The organism is Pacificimonas flava (assembly GCF_000342165.1).
Lineage (GTDB): Bacteria > Pseudomonadota > Alphaproteobacteria > Sphingomonadales > Sphingomonadaceae > Pacificimonas > Pacificimonas flava.
Genome location: NZ_AMRV01000002.1, coordinates 465,099 through 479,168 on the forward strand (window position 1 = coordinate 465,099; position 14,070 = coordinate 479,168).

Annotated in this window: 14 protein-coding genes; 5 read left to right on the forward strand and 9 right to left on the reverse strand. The window is 63.2% G+C overall.

Annotation, left to right across the window (positions count from 1 at the left end; genetic code table 11):
• The first annotated feature begins 139 nt into the window (after nt 1-139).
• From C725_RS04930 to mscL, 5 genes are read left to right on the forward strand one after another with little or no spacing between them, the layout of a single operon-like run.
• Nucleotides 140-1,903 carry an N-acyl-D-amino-acid deacylase family protein gene (locus C725_RS04930; protein ID WP_008600543.1) on the forward strand — a complete coding sequence of 588 codons (1,764 nt, stop codon included), beginning with the start codon at nt 140-142 and terminating at the stop codon, nt 1,901-1,903.
• A gap of 55 nt (nt 1,904-1,958) precedes the next feature.
• Nucleotides 1,959-2,537, forward strand: coding sequence for a LemA family protein (locus tag C725_RS04935; protein WP_008600544.1), 579 nt, complete (start codon nt 1,959-1,961; stop codon nt 2,535-2,537).
• A 35-nt stretch (nt 2,538-2,572) separates the two neighbouring features.
• Nucleotides 2,573-3,310 (forward strand): TPM domain-containing protein, encoded by a 738-nt coding sequence (locus C725_RS04940; protein ID WP_008600546.1) that lies wholly within the window; start codon nt 2,573-2,575, stop codon nt 3,308-3,310.
• Nucleotides 3,310-3,969: a TPM domain-containing protein gene (locus C725_RS04945; RefSeq protein ID WP_008600547.1), complete on the forward strand. Its 660-nt coding sequence runs from the start codon at nt 3,310-3,312 to the stop codon at nt 3,967-3,969. Before C725_RS04940 ends, C725_RS04945 begins: the two co-directional genes overlap by 1 nt.
• A gap of 17 nt (nt 3,970-3,986) precedes the next feature.
• A complete protein-coding gene (gene mscL, locus C725_RS04950; RefSeq protein ID WP_008600548.1) occupies nt 3,987-4,463 on the forward strand; it encodes a large conductance mechanosensitive channel protein MscL in 477 nt (158 codons plus the stop codon).
• Between the two features lie 52 nt (nt 4,464-4,515).
• Here mscL and C725_RS04955 read toward each other — a convergent pair whose 3' ends face one another.
• The 9 genes from C725_RS04955 to putP all read right to left on the reverse strand — a co-directional run bounded on the left by C725_RS04955 (nt 4,516) and on the right by putP (nt 13,968).
• Complete coding sequence (locus C725_RS04955; RefSeq protein ID WP_008600550.1) at nt 4,516-5,400, reverse strand: ParB/RepB/Spo0J family partition protein; 885 nt, start codon at nt 5,398-5,400, stop codon at nt 4,516-4,518.
• Nucleotides 5,397-6,170, reverse strand: coding sequence for a ParA family protein (locus C725_RS04960; RefSeq protein WP_008600551.1), 774 nt, complete (start codon nt 6,168-6,170; stop codon nt 5,397-5,399). Before C725_RS04960 ends, C725_RS04955 begins: the two co-directional genes overlap by 4 nt.
• Nucleotides 6,167-6,805 carry a 16S rRNA (guanine(527)-N(7))-methyltransferase RsmG gene (gene rsmG / locus C725_RS04965; protein ID WP_149864533.1) on the reverse strand — a complete coding sequence of 213 codons (639 nt, stop codon included), beginning with the start codon at nt 6,803-6,805 and terminating at the stop codon, nt 6,167-6,169. The genes C725_RS04960 and rsmG overlap by 4 nt, the downstream gene beginning before the upstream one ends.
• Nucleotides 6,802-8,637, reverse strand: coding sequence for a tRNA uridine-5-carboxymethylaminomethyl(34) synthesis enzyme MnmG (gene mnmG, locus C725_RS04970; protein WP_008600553.1), 1,836 nt, complete (start codon nt 8,635-8,637; stop codon nt 6,802-6,804). The genes rsmG and mnmG overlap by 4 nt, the downstream gene beginning before the upstream one ends.
• Before the next feature lie 41 nt (nt 8,638-8,678).
• Nucleotides 8,679-9,962: a tRNA uridine-5-carboxymethylaminomethyl(34) synthesis GTPase MnmE gene (gene mnmE, locus C725_RS04975; RefSeq protein WP_008600555.1), complete on the reverse strand. Its 1,284-nt coding sequence runs from the start codon at nt 9,960-9,962 to the stop codon at nt 8,679-8,681.
• 7 nt (nt 9,963-9,969) lie between these two features.
• Nucleotides 9,970-10,218: a DUF6489 family protein gene (locus C725_RS04980; RefSeq protein WP_008600557.1), complete on the reverse strand. Its 249-nt coding sequence runs from the start codon at nt 10,216-10,218 to the stop codon at nt 9,970-9,972.
• Nucleotides 10,219-10,343: 125 nt separating this feature from the next.
• Nucleotides 10,344-11,024, reverse strand: coding sequence for a YjbE family putative metal transport protein (locus C725_RS04985; RefSeq protein ID WP_008600560.1), 681 nt, complete (start codon nt 11,022-11,024; stop codon nt 10,344-10,346).
• Nucleotides 11,025-11,046: 22 nt separating this feature from the next.
• The gene (gene rho / locus C725_RS04990; protein WP_008600562.1) at nt 11,047-12,303 is read right to left on the reverse strand and encodes a transcription termination factor Rho; all 1,257 of its coding nucleotides are present in this window, start codon (nt 12,301-12,303) and stop codon (nt 11,047-11,049) included.
• A gap of 171 nt (nt 12,304-12,474) precedes the next feature.
• Nucleotides 12,475-13,968: a sodium/proline symporter PutP gene (gene putP / locus C725_RS04995; protein WP_008600564.1), complete on the reverse strand. Its 1,494-nt coding sequence runs from the start codon at nt 13,966-13,968 to the stop codon at nt 12,475-12,477.
• Between the last annotated feature and the right edge of the window lie 102 nt (nt 13,969-14,070).

Genomic DNA, 14,070 nt, shown 5'->3' on the forward strand with positions numbered 1-14,070 from the left:
TCACACCACACAGAGCAGCACTGGTGAAAGCAGGCTGCGTCTGCCAATTCCTCCTGAAAATCGGCCTCTGCATTATCGCCAGCTTGATCGCGCACGGCAAGTGGCGGACCTTCGATCCTGTCTTTGAGGGAGGACGCTCATGTACAATCTCGTGATTCGCGGCGGCACCATCGTGGACGGCACAGGCGCGCCGCCATTCCTGGGCGACATTGCCGTTGAGGGACAGCACATCGCCGCCGTGGGCGCGGTCGGCGGCAAGGGACGACGCGAGATCGACGCCGCCGGTCTGGTGGTTACGCCCGGCTTTGTCGACATCCATACCCATTATGACGGCCAGGCGACTTGGGACCCGGAGATGGCGCCCTCCTCATGGCATGGCGTGACGACGGTCGTCATGGGCAATTGCGGGGTCGGCTTTGCCCCGGCCACACCCGATCGGCACGACTGGCTGATCGGCCTGATGGAGGGCGTCGAAGATATTCCCGGGACAGCCCTTGCGGAGGGTATGATCTGGAACTGGGAAACCTTTCCCCAATATCTGGACGCGCTGGAGGCTCTGCCGCGCACGGTCGATGTGGCGACGCACGTGCCGCACGGCGCGGTGCGCGCCTATGTGATGGGAGAGCGCGGCGCGAACAATGCGGCCCCGACGGAGGATGAGATCGCCGCGATGTCGCGGATCGTCGAGGAGGGGCTGCGCGCCGGGGCCCTGGGTTTCTCGACGTCCCGCACCGTGCTGCACAAATCGGTGGACGGCGTTCTCGTTCCCGGAACGACGGCAACGAAGGAGGAACTGATCGGCATCGGCCGCGCCATGGGCCGCGTCGGCCACGGTGTCTTCGAAATGGCATCCGACCTCAAGCGCGACTGGGACGAATTCGCGTGGATGGGAGAGCTGAGCCGGGAAACCGGACTGCCCGTGACCTTTGCCGCGCTTCAATCCATCGCCAAGGAACTGCCGCTGGAAGAGCAGCTTTCCGAAATGCGGCGCGAGAACGACCGAGGCGCAAGGATCGTGGCCCAGATCGCGCTGCGGGGAAACGGGATCATCATGTGCTGGCGCGGCACGGTCCATCCGTTCCTGTTCAAGCCGGCCTGGGCGGAGATCGCCGCCCTGCCTTGGGCAGAGCAATATGCCCGCCTCAACGATCCCGCCTTCAGGACGCGGATGCTTGCGGAAACACCGGTCTTTCCCGATAGCGACGTTCTCCCCCTCCTCCACACGATCGCCGGCGGGTGGACCGAACAGTTCGAGATGGGACCGGATTTCGACTATGAGCCCGGCGCCGACGAAAGCATCGCTGCGCGGGCGCGGGCCGCCGGGCTCCACCCGGAGGAATATGCCTATGATCTGCTGATGGCGGAGGAGGGCGCGGGCTTCATCTACTTCCCGATCCTGAACTATGCGGACGGCAACCTCGATTTCGTGAAGCCGATGCTGGAAGAGGACGACTGTGTCATCTCCCTCTCCGACGGCGGCGCCCATTGCGGCACCATATGCGATGCCGCCTCCCCGACCTTCCTGCTCGAACATTGGGTCCGCGATCGCACGCGCGGGACCATCCCCCTGGAGCTTGCCATACAGCGCCAGTGCCGCGACACCGCGCAGCTCTACGCGCTGAATGACCGCGGGACGCTGGAGCCCGGCATGCTCGCCGACATCAACCTCATCGATCTGGAGCAGGTCGGGCTGGAACGGCCATGGCTCGCCTTCGACCTGCCGGCGGGCGGCAAGCGGCTGCTGCAACGCGCCCGCGGCTACCGCATGACCATCAAGCGCGGTACCGTCACCTTCGAGGACGGCCGGCCGACAGGCAGGCATCCGGGCAAGCTCGTGCGCGGTCCGCAAGGGAAGCGCCCGACCGAGGCGCCGGGAAGACCCTTGCTGCACGCCGCGGAGTAATCCAAAAGGATCCTGTATTACCGGCGTAACACTCGAAAGGTACGGGAAGCCCAACATGAAGAACATCATTCTGATCTCCGCGGCGGCGCTCAGCCTCTCCGCCTGCGGGGTCAACAGCGTACCGACGGCCGAGGAGGAGGCGAAGGCCGCCTGGGCGAATGTCGAGAACGACTATCAGCGGCGCGCCGATCTGGTGCCGAACCTGGTGAACACGGTAAAGGGCTTTGCCGCCCAGGAACAGGAAGTCCTGACCGAGGTGACGGCGGCGCGGGCTTCGGCCACGCAGACGCGCATCGATGCGGACGATTTGGACGATCCCGCCGCGATGCAGCGCTATAGCGAGGCTCAGGATCAGCTTTCCGGCGCCCTGTCGCGCCTTCTCGTATCCGTCGAACGCTACCCGGACCTGCGTAGCCAGGAAAATTTCCTGATGCTGCAGTCGCAGCTGGAGGGCCTCGAGAATCGCATCGCCATCTCCCGCCGCGACTATAATGATGCGGTGCGCATGTATAATACGGAGATCCGGACCTTCCCCAGCCTGATTGCCGCGCGCTTCATCTACGGAGCCGAGCCGATGCAGCCCTATGAAGCGACGACGGAGGGCGCGGAAGAAGCGCCGACAGTGGAATTCTGAGGAGTCTGATCGCCTTCGCAGCGGCTGCCTGGCTGGTGGCCGCCCCCGCAGCCGCGCAGGACTTTCCAAAGCTCGCCGGACGCGTCACCGATGCGGCGAACGTCATTCCCGCCGCCGAGGAGCAGGCTCTGTCGCAGGCTCTTGCCCGTTTCGAGGCGGAGACGAAGCACCAGTTCGTGGTCGCGACCGTTCCCGACCTTCAAGGCTATGACATCGCCGATTACGGCTATCGGCTGGGCCGCGAGTGGGGCATCGGCAGCGAGGAGGAGGATGACGGCGTTCTCCTTCTCGTGGCGCCGAACGAGCGGAAGGTCCGGATCGAAGTCGGCTATGGCCTGGAACCCTATCTGACGGACGGCTACTCCTTCCTGATCATCAACCGCGCGATCCTGCCGCGCTTCAAGGCGGGCGATCTAGCCGCCGGTATCCAGGCAGGCGCCGAGGCCGTGATGACGCAGTTGGCTCTGCCCCCCGAGGAAGCCGCGGCCAATCTCGCGGCGGCAGAGGCCGAACAGGCGGAACGCGGCGACAGCGGTGTTCCCTTTGGGGTCAGCCTTCTCTTTCTTGCCATGATCGTCGGCTTCAACCTTTGGGCAATGACGAGCGGCGGCGGGCGTCGCGGGCGGCGGCGGCGCGGCGGTGTTATGATATGGGGCCCTGGGATCGGCGGCAGCGGCAGGTCGTCCGGCGGCTCCGGTTTCGGGGGCGGCTTCGGCGGCTTTTCTGGCGGCGGCGGCGGCTTTGGCGGCGGCGGTGCGAGCGGAGGTTGGTGATGGCACTGACGTCGGAAGAACATAGCCGGATCAGCGCCGCGATCCGCGAAACGGAGACCCGCACATCCGGCGAAATCCTGTGCGTCTTCACCGAAGCCGCGGATGATATGAGAATCGTGCCGCTTGCCTATGCCGGCGTGGCGGCGCTCGTGCTTCCCCCCCTGCTTCTGTTTTTCGGTTTCGTGGATCCATCCTGGTTCCTCGGCTGGCGAGCGGTCTCCGATATTCCCGTACGCGTCGTCACGAGCGTCCATGCGGGGCTGTCGGTTCTTATCTTCCTCGCCGCATGGCTGATCGCCCGTCCGCTCCGTTTCCGGCTCGCCCCACGCTCGCTGCGCGCCGCGAATGTCGACCGCGCCGCGACGGAGGCATTTCTGGCGCAAGGACTCCAAACGACCGATGACCGCACCGGCATCCTCATCTTCCTGTCCCGCTGCGACCATATCGCGGAGATCCTCGCCGATGAGGGGATTCACCGGCTTGTCGGAGAGGACGCCTGGGCGGACATCATCGAGCAGATGCTGGCCCGCGCCCGTGAAGGCCGGATCGCGGAGGCGTTTCTCGATGCCATAGCCGCGTGCGGCAACGTCCTTGCGGAACATTTCCCGCCCGGCGAACATAATCCCAACGAATTGCCGGATCGGCTGATCGAGCTTTAACGACAAAGGGGTGCGCCATGCTCAACGAGTTTAAGAAATTCATATCCCGCGGCAATGTCATGGATCTCGCCGTCGGCGTCATCATCGGCGGCGCCTTCGCATTGATCACGAAGTCATTGACCGACGACATCATCATGCCGCTCGTCAGTTACATTTTCGGAGGGATCGATTTTTCCGGATATTTTGTGCGATTGGGGCCGATTCCTAAAGGCTATGCGGGCTCCTCGACAAACTATGCCGAACTGAAGGAGGCCGGGGTGGCCTTGTTCGGTTACGGCCAGTTCGTAACCGTCGTGGTCAACTTCCTCATCCTGGCATTTATCATCTTCCTGCTCGTACGAACGGTGAACCGCATCAACATGAAGGACCCGGAAACGGAAGCGAAGACGCCGGCAGCGCCGCCCGAGGACATCATCATCCTGAAGCAGATTCGTGACGAGCTTCGCCGCAACAATGGCGGTACGGCAGCCCCTGAAACGCCGCCCGTCAGCTAAACTCTTCTTTCGGAAATTGCTTCAGGGGTCGCTCACCGGTGCGAGCGGCCCCCTATTTTGTGAGGCGCTCGATCACGTCGTCGAGTTGCGCCAGACTGGTGTAGCGCAGCACAAGCTGACCGCCCTTCCCCTGGCTGTGTTTCAGGCTGGTGTTCAGACCCGTGGAATCGCCGATGCGCCGTTCGAGCGCGGCAATGTCGGGATCGCGTTCCCGCGGAGTCGCAGCGGCCACCTTTGCTGTCCGCTTGTTTGCCTGCTCCTGGCCCAGCCGCTCGGCATCGCGTGCGGTGAGGCCCTCCTCGACAATACGCTGCGCCAGCCCCTCCGGGTCGCTGGCACCAAGGAGGGCGCGCGCATGTCCCATGCCCAGGCGTCCCTGATCGACCAGGTCCATGACCGACTCAGGCAGTTCCAGAAGACGCATCAGGTTTGCAACGTGGCTGCGCGACTTTCCGACCATCTCCGCGATCGACGCCTGAGTATGATCAAACGCCTCCGTCAGATGGCGATAGCCGCGCGCTTCCTCGATCGGTGAGAGGTCCTGGCGCTGGACGTTTTCGATGATCGCCAGCTCATAGGCTTCACTATCGGAAAGATCGCGGATGACGACGGGGATGTCGTGCAACTGCGCGGCCTGCGCCGCACGCCAACGGCGCTCGCCGGCCACGATCTCGAATTTGCCGCCATCAAGCGGACGAACGAGAACGGGCTGCAACAGACCCTTCTGACGAACGGAATCGACGAGTTCCGCCTGCGTCGCGGGATCGAACCGACGACGCGGTTGCTGCGGGTTCGGCAGAACCCGGGCGAGAGACATCATCTGCCCGCGAAAACTTGCCGGGGTGTCGGATGTGTCGGCATCCGGCACCGGCGAGTTGATGTCCTCAAGAAGGGCGGAAAGCCCCCGTCCCAAACCCGGCCGTCGACGCTCGCTCATGCTGCGTGCTTCACGGGAGCGGTTCGCGCCAGAATTTCCTGCGTCAACGCCATATAGGCTTCGGACCCGGGGCAGCGATGATCGTAGATCAGCGCGGGAAGGCCGTGGCTGGGAGCCTCCGACAGGCGCACGTTTCGAGGAATGTTCGTCTGAAACACCGTCTGTCCGAGACACGCGCGGGCATCCTCCGCCACCATTTCGGACAGGCGGTTTCGCTTGTCGTACATGGTGAGAACGACGCCCAGGATCGAGAGGCGCGGATTGAATCCTGATCGTACCCGCTCGACGGTCTTCAGAAGCTGGCTAAGACCCTCGAGCGCGTAGAATTCGCATTGTAGCGGAACGACAAGCGCGTCGGCGGCAACGAGAGCGTTGAGCGTGAGAAGGCCGAGCGAAGGTGGGCAATCGATGATCACATAGTCATAGGAGGCGGAGGACAGGGCGTCCTTCAGCCTGTTCATTCTTCGCTCCCGGTCCACAAGTTCGACCTCGGCGCCCGACAGATCGACCGTCGCGGGGACGAGTTGAAGCCCGTCGATCTGCGTCTTCAACGCCGCATCGCCTAGCGGCGCGCCATCGAGCAGCAATTGATAGGACGAGATCGCCCGCGAAGTCTGTGAAATACCAAGGCCGGTGGACGTGTTTCCCTGTGGATCGAGGTCGATCAGAAGCACGGAGCGGCCCGCGGCGGCCAGACCCGTCGCCAGATTGATTGCGGTCGTCGTCTTGCCGACCCCACCCTTCTGATTGGCAATTGCCAAAATCGTCATGGTCTTTTCCTCCCGCCCTTTCGCGCCTCGAAACCAGGTCGCCGGACGCGCTTCACATCACGAATGTGCAAGATACGCGCCTCGGGATCGGTGCGGCTCGGCAAGGTCTCGAGTTCAAAAGAGAAGTCCTTCTCCGCATCCTCGATCTCGTCCAAAGCGCGCCTGCCCTTCGGCAACACCCATAGCGTATCCCGTCCCTGAAAGCGAAGGCCCCAGTCGAGCAGCTTCGGCAGGCCGGCACAGGCCCGCGCCGAAATGATGTCCGCCTTCGGCCCTTGCATGCTTTCAATCCGGACGGAGTGAATAGTGACACGTTCTGCAATGCCCAATTTTGCCGCCACCGCCTCGAGGAACCGGCACTTTTTGTCTCGCGATTCGATAAGGTGAACTCGGCTCTCGGGAACGGTGACGGCAGCGACAAGTCCTGGAAATCCGGCGCCCGACCCCATATCCACCCAAATTTTGCGCGGCTGGCTGCCGGGCAGAGTCTCTACGAGCTGCAGGCTGTCATCGATATGCCGGGCATAAGCGTTGTCCAGCGTAGACGGCGAGACGAGATTAAAACGCGCCTGCCAATCCTTGAGCATCGCGAGATAGGTCTCGAAGCTCGCCGCTGTTTCACGTGAAACACTCACGCGGCGCGCTTGATGTGCGCCAGAAGGACGGTCAATGCAGCGGGGGTAACGCCGGGAACACGGGACGCCGCGCCGAGCGAAACGGGCCGTGCCCGACTTAGCCGTTCGACCATTTCGTTCGATAGGCCCCCAATGGCCGCATAATTCGTACCAGCGGGAATCAACGCCGCATCCTCGTTGCGCAGACGCTCGGCGTCGCGATCCTGACGCTGAAGGTAGGTTTCATATTGGCTATCGACAGCAAGCGTTTCCGCGAGTTCCGGATCGATAGGATCGCACAACATCTTCAAATCTTCGTAGGCGACGTTGGGAAAACGGAGCCACTCGAAAAGAGATCGCACCGTGCCATCCTGGCGCACGGCCAGGCCTCGGCGCGCTAGAGCGGCAGGGCTGATTTTCACGCTCTCCAACATCTGCCGCGCGGACCAGTACCGCTCTTCGGACCTCCCGAACCAGCGGGAAAGTTCCGGATCGATGGCACCGACCGCGTCCGCCAACGGCGTCAATCTCCGGTGCGCATTGTCCGTGCGCAATCGCAACCGAAACTCCGCGCGGGACGTAAACATGCGATAGGGTTCGCTGACGCCCTGCGTGACGAGGTCGTCAACCATGACGCCAATGTAGGAGTTGGCGCGGTCTAGCGGAAGCGCACGTTCTCCGCGTAGATGCAGCGCAGCGGCCGCGCCGGCGACGAGGCCCTGCCCGGCCGCTTCCTCATAACCGGTGGTGCCATTGATCTGACCCGCGAGATAAAGACCCGCAATGTCCTTGTGGGAGAGGTCCGGATTCAAACCCCTTGGATCCAGATAGTCATATTCGACCGCATAACCCGGCTCGACGATCTTTGCGTCCTCCAGACCCGCAATGGCCCGAACCATGTGCTCTTGCGCAGCCGTGGGCAGCGCGGTCGAAATCCCGTTCGGATAGATGAGCGTGCTTGAGAGGGATTCCGGTTCCAGGAAGATCTGATGTCCGTCCCGATCCCCAAAACGCACGACCTTATCCTCGATCGAGGGGCAATAGCGGGGGCCGGAGCCCTCGATATCCCCTGCATAGGTCGCACTCTCGTGAATATGGGCCCGAACGACCTCGTGCGCCCGCGCGTTGGTGCGGGTGATCGCGCAGGAAATCTGCGGCGCCTGCACCCTCTTTGTCCGGGCAGAAAAGAAGGACGGCTCGGCGTCAGGTTCCTGCCACGCCAGCCGGGACCAGTTGATCGTTCGGCCGTCCAGGCGCGGCGGGGTTCCCGTCTTCAGGCGGTGAACCGCGAGCCCCGCTTCACGCATCTGCGCACCCAGCCTTGTCGCGGCCCGCCCGCCCATGCGGCCCCCCGTCAGACGCTCTGAGCCGCGAAACAGCCGGCCGCCCAGAAACGTGCCGGTGGCCAGAATGACACATGTTGCCATCAGCTCGTCGCCATCGACCAATCGGACGCCCTCGATCCGCGTGCCGCGCAGAAGGAGCAGGGCAACCTCTCCCTCGATGATCGATACCCCTGACGATGCACCCCACCGTCTTGCGGCTGCGGCGTAAAGCTTCCGATCAATCTGAGCGCGAGGCCCGCGCACGGCCGGGCCCTTACGCCGGTTCAGCAATCGATAACCGATGGAGGCCGCATCGGCGAAGCGCCCCATTACGCCGCCAAGGGCATCGATTTCCCGAACGATGTGTCCCTTCCCCAAGCCGCCGATGGCCGGGTTGCAGCTGAGAGTGCCCAGATCTGCCTCGGAAAACGTCACCAACGCCACGGTCGCGCCGAGACGGGCCGCGGCATCGGCGGCCTCGACGCCCGCATGTCCCGCGCCGACCACAATGACGTCAAAGCGCCGCATCAACTCCTATCCTCAAATGTTTCACGTGGAACACTGCCGCGTCACTTGCCGATGCAGAACCTGGAAAAAACAGCATCCAGCATTGCATCGGTCTCCAGCTGTCCGGTCAACCGCCCAAGCGCATCGGCAGCACGGCGAAGATGCTCCGCTGCCAATATCGGATCGCCGGCTCCGTGCGCAAGGTGTAGCTCGTCACGGCACATCGCCAGATGCCGGTGTTGGCGCTCGTTGATGACCGTCGGTTCGGGGCCCGGCGCGAGAGCGCCAAGCCGGTCGCCAATCACGCTTAAGAGTTTGTCCAGCCCTTCGCCGGTACGTGCGGAAACCTGTAATCGGTCATCCGGAGGTTCGTCCACATCGCACTTTGCATGGACCGGCAGTTCGTTGGCGAAGCGCGTGCCGCTCTCGCCCAGCCGGATGACCAGATCGGCGCCACCGGCGCGCGCGGCGGCCCGCCGAACCCCTTCGGCCTCGACAGGATCGTCGGTGGCGCGCAGTCCAGCGGTGTCGATCAAGGTCACAGGCAATCCGCCGATATCCATCGGCACCTCGATCACATCGCGAGTCGTTCCGGCCCGATCGGACACAATTGCCGCGTCAGTTCGTGAGAGCGTGTTCAACAATGTGGACTTTCCGGCATTGGGCGGACCGACAATCGCGACCGTGAAGCCGCGCGACAGGCGCTGGGCGGCCGCGGCGCCCGATAGCACCAGATCGATGTCATCCCGCAGATCCGAAACCGGCGTTTGCACGCTTTGCTCCAACTCGCGCGCCACATCCTCCTCCGCATCGCCGAAGTCGAGACTGGCCTCAAGATCGGCGCGCAGGCGATTCAGGCGATCACGCCAGCCTTCCGCGGACTGGCGGATGGTCCCTCCGGCAGCCATCATAGCCTGGCTTCGTTCAGCCTCGGTTTCCGCATCGACAAGCGCGGCGAGTCCCTCCGCCTGCGTCAGGTCCAGCTTTCCCGCGCTGAGCGCCCGCCGCGCGAACTCGCCGGGCTCCGCAGCCCGAAGATCGGGCATGTCAGCAAGGAGCGATTGCAGGCGCGCAACAAGAGCGCGGCTGCCCGTCACCTGCAACTCCGCGACATCCTCTCCGGTAAAGCTGGCGGGTGCGGCAAAGAAAAGGACAAGGCCCGCCTCCAGCAAATCTCCGCTGCCCGGATCGCGCAGGGTCGTGAGTGCAGCCTGCCGGGGCGGCGGACAGCGCCCGGAAAGCGCCTCGACCGCAGCCTTTGCCGACGGGCCCGAGATGCGCAGGATCGCGACGGCCGCCGGCAGGGCGCCGCTCGACAGTGCAAAGATCGTACGGCATTCCGGCATGACCCGCTCAATCCGTCTGCTCGCCCCCCCGCTGTCCGCCCATGGCGGCGAACATGGCCTTTTGCAGGTCGGCAAAACCGGAAAAGCCGCCCATCCACGTTTTCATCGCCTGCTCCAGATCGGCCGCGCTCAGCCCCTCATCGACCATGCGTGTCATCCGTGCGACATAGGCGGCATGGACAGGCGCTAGGTCGGGCAGCCCGAAGAAGCGGCGCGCCTCCTCCGGCGAGCAATCGATGTCCAGCTTCACGTTCATGGCGTCGTCCCCTTCACTGCCATTTTCCGAACAGGGCCTTCGTCTCCGCCCGCGAATGGCGAAGCGGCTCCGCATCTTCCTTAACCCTCGGAACCTTCATAGCCGAGGCTGAGGGGCGACTTTCGCTAGGACAGGAACGTCAGGGTCGAAAGACCGACCTGCGGATCGACATACCCCTCGTAAATCATCTTCACCGCGACATAGAGGATGACCACGAGTCCGACATAGGCAATCCAGCGATAGCGTTCGATGTACCGGGCAATGATGTTCGCCGCGACGCCCATCAGCGCCACCGAAAGAATAAGACCGACGATCAGGATTCCGGGATGATCGCGGGCCGCGCCGGCAACGGCGAGAACATTGTCGAGGCTCATGGAGACGTCTGCGAGCGCCACCGCCCAAGCCGCCCCCGCAAAGCTCTTCGCGGCGTTCATACCGCTATGCTCGTCGCCCTCGATCTCCGGCGATCCGGCACTGCTGCCGCTGTCATGGCGAATTTCCCGCCACATGCGCCAGGCGACCCAAAGAAGGAGAAGCCCGCCCGCGAAGATCAGGCCGACGATTCCCATCAGCCACGTCACCATCAGCGCGAAGACGATGCGCAGCACCAGCGCCGCGAGCACACCGATGGCGATGACCTTTTTCCGATCGGCAGCCGGCAAACCGGCCGCAAGCGCACCGACCACGATCGCATTGTCGCCGGCCAGCACGATATCGATCATCAGCACCTGCAGGAACGCAGACAGCGCACTCGGACTGGTGATGTTCGAGAAATCCGCGAGGATCTGGTTCCAAATTTCCATCATGGTCTCGAAACGCCTGCGCGAACTACTGGTTCATGGACTGGAAGAAATCCTGGTTGGATTTCGAATCCTTCATCTTGTCGAGCAGGAACTCCATCGAGTCCACCGTGCCCATCTGCATGAGGATACGGCGAAGGACGTACATTTTCGACAGCGTGTCCTTGTCGACCAGCAGCTCCTCCTTGCGGGTGCCGGACTTGCCCACGTCCATGGCCGGGAAGATACGCTTGTCCGCGACCTTTCGGTCGAGAACGATCTCGGAATTGCCGGTGCCCTTGAACTCCTCGAAGATCACCTCGTCCATGCGGCTGCCCGTATCGATCAGCGCCGTGGCGATGATGGAGAGGGAGCCCCCCTCCTCGATATTGCGCGCAGCACCAAAGAAACGCTTCGGACGCTGCAGGGCATTCGCGTCGACACCGCCCGTCAGCACCTTTCCTGACGAGGGCACCACGGTGTTGTAGGCGCGGCCAAGGCGGGTGATCGAGTCGAGCAGGATGACGACGTCCTTCTTGTGCTCGACCAGACGCTTCGCCTTCTCGATGACCATGTCGGCGACCTGCACGTGACGCGTTGCCGGCTCGTCGAAGGTGGAGGAGACGACTTCGCCGCGCACGGAGCGCTGCATGTCGGTCACTTCCTCGGGCCGCTCGTCGATCAGCAGAACCAGAAGAAAGACCTCCGGATGGTTTTCCGTAATCGCCCGCGCGATGTTCTGTAAGAGGACCGTCTTGCCGGTCCGCGGCGGCGCCACGATCAGCGAGCGCTGACCCTTGCCCTGCGGCGCGATGACGTCGATCACTCGGCTGGACTTGTCCTTCACCGTCGGATCGTTGATGTCGAGATTGAGCTTCTCGTCCGGGTAGAGCGGGGTCAGATTGTCGAAATTGACACGCTGGCGAACGACATCGGGATCGTCGAAATTGATCTTCACGACCTTGGTAAGCGCAAAATAGCGCTCCCCATCCTTGGGCGCCCGGATTTCACCTTCGATCGTATCGCCCGTGCGCAGAGAGAAGCGCCGTACCTGGTTCGGCGCGACGTAGATATCGTCGGGGCCCGCCAGATAGTTCGCTTCGGGCGATCGCAGGAAACCGAAGCCATCGGGAAGCACCTCTATGGTGCCGGCACCCATGATCTCGGCGCCCTCGTCCGCCTCCGCCTTCAGGATGCCGAAGAGCAAATCCTGCTTGCGCAACGTCGAGGCGTTCTCGACACCCATCTCCTCGGCCATGGCGACGAGTTCGGCGGGCGGCTTCTTTTTGAGGTCCTGAAGATGCATGGACGGCTGGCTTCCGGCTTTGGAGAGAGGCAGGCAGCGAGAGGGCGGATACGCACCTGCACGGGAATTGTGGCTGACCTGAAGGATGGTTGTCCCCGGACGGAGACGCAGCCTTAGCTACGCTCTGCCGGGGACGAGGTCAAGACCGCTCTGTCCGTCGAGCCCGCCAATCTACTCCTGCAGCCGGCGTTCGACCTCCGCAAAGGTTTCCCTCACCTCCGGCCGAGGCTCACCCGTCATCAGACTGACGACGATTGTCGCGATGGAGGACAGGATAAAGCCGGGGACGATCTCATACATGACGTTGCTCAGCGGCTCCCCGCCGATGGTCAGTCCGCCATAGATCCAGATGAGGACGGTGACGGCGCCGACGATCATGCCGGCAAGCGCCCCCTGGCGTGTCATACGCTTCCACCAGAGACTGATGAGGACGAGAGGCCCGAAGGCCGCACCGAAGCCGGCCCATGCATTGGAGACCAGGGTCAGGACGTTCGACGATCGGTCGTACGCAAGAAGGATGGCGACCAGCGCCACCAGAAGGACCGCTGCGCGGCCCACCAGCACCAGCTCAAGGTCCGAGGCGTTCCGTCGGAGCAGCAGCGCGTAGATGTCCTCGGTCAGCGAGCTGGATGCGACGAGCAGCTGCGAAGAGATAGTTGACATGATGGCCGCCAGGATCGCTGCGAGCAGGAAGCCGGCAATCAGCGGACTGAACAGAATCTGCGACAGGACGATGAAGATCGTTTCCGGATCCTCGATGTTCATGCCGTTCTCGCTGGCATAGGCCAGGCCGATCAGACCGGTCGCGCAGGCGCCGATGATGGTGACGATCATCCAGCTCATGCCGATGTTGCGGGCCATCGGCACGTCCTTCAGTGACCGGATGGCCATGAAGCGGACGATGATATGCGGCTGGCCGAAATAGCCGAGACCCCAACTGAGGGCGGAAAAAATGGCCACCAGTCCGATGCCGCCGCCGAACCAGTCGAGAAGCGCCGGATCGATGCTGTTCAGTTCCGAATTCAGGCCGGCCGTGCCGCCCAGCTGCGTAAAGGCGACCAGCGGCACCATGATCAGCGCCACGAACATGATGCAGCCCTGCACGAAATCGGTGATGGAAACCGCCATGAAACCGCCGAACAGCGTATAGGCGACAACGACGCCGGCAGTCACCCAAAGGCCGACGCCGTAATCAAAGTTGAAGGCGCTTTCGAACAGCTTTCCGCCCGCCGTGACGCCCGAGGCCGTGTAAACGGTGAAGAAGACGATGATGACGATGGCTGAGACCAACCGCAGAATCCGCGAACCGTCCTCGAACCGCTTCTCGAAATAATCGGGGATGGTGATCGCGTCGCGCGCAACCTCGGTGTAAACCCTGAGGCGCGGCGCCACGAGCAGATAGTTGAGAAGCGCGCCGAGCGTCAGTCCGATGGCGATCCAGCCGGATGCGAGCCCGGTCACGTACATGGCGCCCGGCAGGCCCATCAGCATCCAACCCGACATGTCGGACGCGCCGGCGGAGAGTGCGGTCACGGCCGGTCCGAGCTGACGCCCGCCCAGCATGTAACCCGACACATCGTTGGCGGTCTTCAGATAAGAATAAAGGCCGATGCCAAGCATCAGCGCAAAGTACAGGCCGAGTGAGACAATCGTACCTGTTTCCATAGATTACCCCCTGCCGCCAGATGATCGGCGGCGTTCGATTGCAAATGCAAAACGCGCGCTGGCCCAGATTGCGGCCGGCGCGCGACTTGTTTCCACCTTCGC